Source organism: Marinimicrobium hydrolyticum, from assembly GCF_030848505.1.
In the GTDB taxonomy this organism is placed as follows: domain Bacteria; phylum Pseudomonadota; class Gammaproteobacteria; order Pseudomonadales; family Cellvibrionaceae; genus JAVDDU01.
This window is the reverse complement of the sequence record NZ_JAVDDU010000021.1, coordinates 1-1,730: the sequence shown is the minus strand read 5'-3', so window position 1 is coordinate 1,730 and position 1,730 is coordinate 1. Positions and strand designations below refer to the sequence as shown.

Genomic DNA, 1,730 nt, shown 5'->3' with positions numbered 1-1,730 from the left:
GCGGAGGGCCGAAGGCCCGGAGCGAACTTGAGCAAATTGTTAAGTGCCTACTTCTCATGCGCCCGACCTTCGGATTAACTGCACACAACATAACGTAGTGAACATGTAACTTTCCGCCTTGGATTCGATTTCAACAAGCACGTCGGCGATATTCAGCACTTTCTCCGAAGTAACCCATTCCAAAAAATCGGGGTTAACATCTAAATGAGAGTAATTGTTCCCGAGCATCACGACTTGCGCCGAAACATGCTGCTCTGGACCAGAATCTAATCTGACAATATCCCCCAGCTGTACTTTTTCACCAGACTCGTAATTCATAGGCATTTAACGACCGCATTTGCGGCTGGTTTGGGGCGCAGCGGAAAACCAGTCCGACAACATGCGCTTGTTAAATGTTTTTGCCTCACTCTGGAAGCGAGCTTTAACAGCTACCACCATCACCTCCAGAGCCGCCGCCCCCATCGCCGCCACCAATAAAACCACCACCTCCGCCGTGGGCACCGCCGCCACTAGATGGCCCTAGGAGAAAAACCAATTTGACCAATAGAGCGATTAGGAAGACGCCAAATAAAACCGGAAATATTGTGCTTTGAAGAGCTGAGACAGCCTCTAAGTCTGTAAAGTGCCATGATACAACCAGACCTATTATAATAAACATCCATGAAATCATCTCTTACTCCGGCTTTACATTTAACGCCGTGCACAACGGCGAGCGACGCAGGAGCGAGTCCGGCGAAGGCCGAAGGCCGTAGCGAATTGGCGCACTTGGTTATGCATTTTTAGCTCCGCTGCGTGGTGTCCATACGGAAATTACCCAGAACAAAAAGAAGACCGCAGCAGAAAGCAATGCACCTAGTACAGCGTTTTTGAAGTTTAAGGCATACCCGGCACTGGTGATACTGCCACCCTCCACAACTTGTGTCTGTGAATGGTAGAGCTCGGTGTAGCCGCTGGCACTCAAAGTTGACAATCCAAAATATAGCAATAGGCACACAGCAAACATTACGGCCGGATACTGCCACCACTTCGCGGCAAAAAGAACCCTTAGAATCACATGGGAAATGGCGGCCGTGAAGAAAAAGACGATAAACGCTAGTACTGTATTGATAATAAGCCACTTCACAAATGCCGAGTGCTCCAGGTAAGGCACTGACCACGCAGCTGCCAATATCCATGGGCAGATGAGCATTCCAGCCGCTATCCGATAAGTCTCAGTCTTCATAGGCATAACGCCGCCAGCACGCGCGGCTTTGTAGTGAAGGCGAAGCCGCAACGAAAAAGCCGTCGCTGTGACTGGCCTTGTTATGCATTTTTAGCTCTGTTAGTCGCATATCACTAGGCCTCCAGTGGATTCAATTTGAGTTATTACACCGTCTTCTGACTCGAATCTTATGGTGAATGCATATTCGCAATCTATAAGAATCTCGCAAAAAGTGAGCTTTTCTTCGTTATATAAGCCACAACCACCACCGTTGAGGGAGTACACGAACTGCTCTAAGTGCGCGACGGAGGAGCCTACGGTGAACCTTGCCTCTATAGCAGAATTCACTGCCTCATAGTGCGGCTCATTTACGTCTTCGAAAAGTAGTCTGTAGCCAAGCTCTCTTGAGGTAAGTCCACTTGAGCAACCGAATGAGACAGCTGCAATAGCTAAAATCCCTGCTAGACGGCGGAACATCTACACCTCGCATTCATGCATAACGTCGCGTACAGAGGCGCGAGCTTGCGAG

2 protein-coding genes are annotated in these 1,730 nt (G+C 49.2%); both read right to left on the bottom strand.

Features of this window, described 5'->3' with window-relative positions; genetic code table 11:
- Nucleotides 1–324: 324 nt before the first annotated feature.
- Nucleotides 325–510, bottom strand: coding sequence for a hypothetical protein (locus RBH33_RS17615; protein WP_306733536.1), 186 nt, complete (start codon nt 508–510; stop codon nt 325–327).
- A 259-nt stretch (nt 511–769) separates the two neighbouring features.
- Nucleotides 770–1,222: a hypothetical protein gene (locus RBH33_RS17610; protein WP_306733535.1), complete on the bottom strand. Its 453-nt coding sequence runs from the start codon at nt 1,220–1,222 to the stop codon at nt 770–772.
- Between the last annotated feature and the right edge of the window lie 508 nt (nt 1,223–1,730).

What these genes read in the sequence shown, in the direction of transcription:
- RBH33_RS17610 (WP_306733535.1), bottom strand. Translation starts at nt 1,222, where the DNA reads ATGAAGACTGAGACTTATCGGATAGCGGCTGGAATGCTCATCTGCCCA.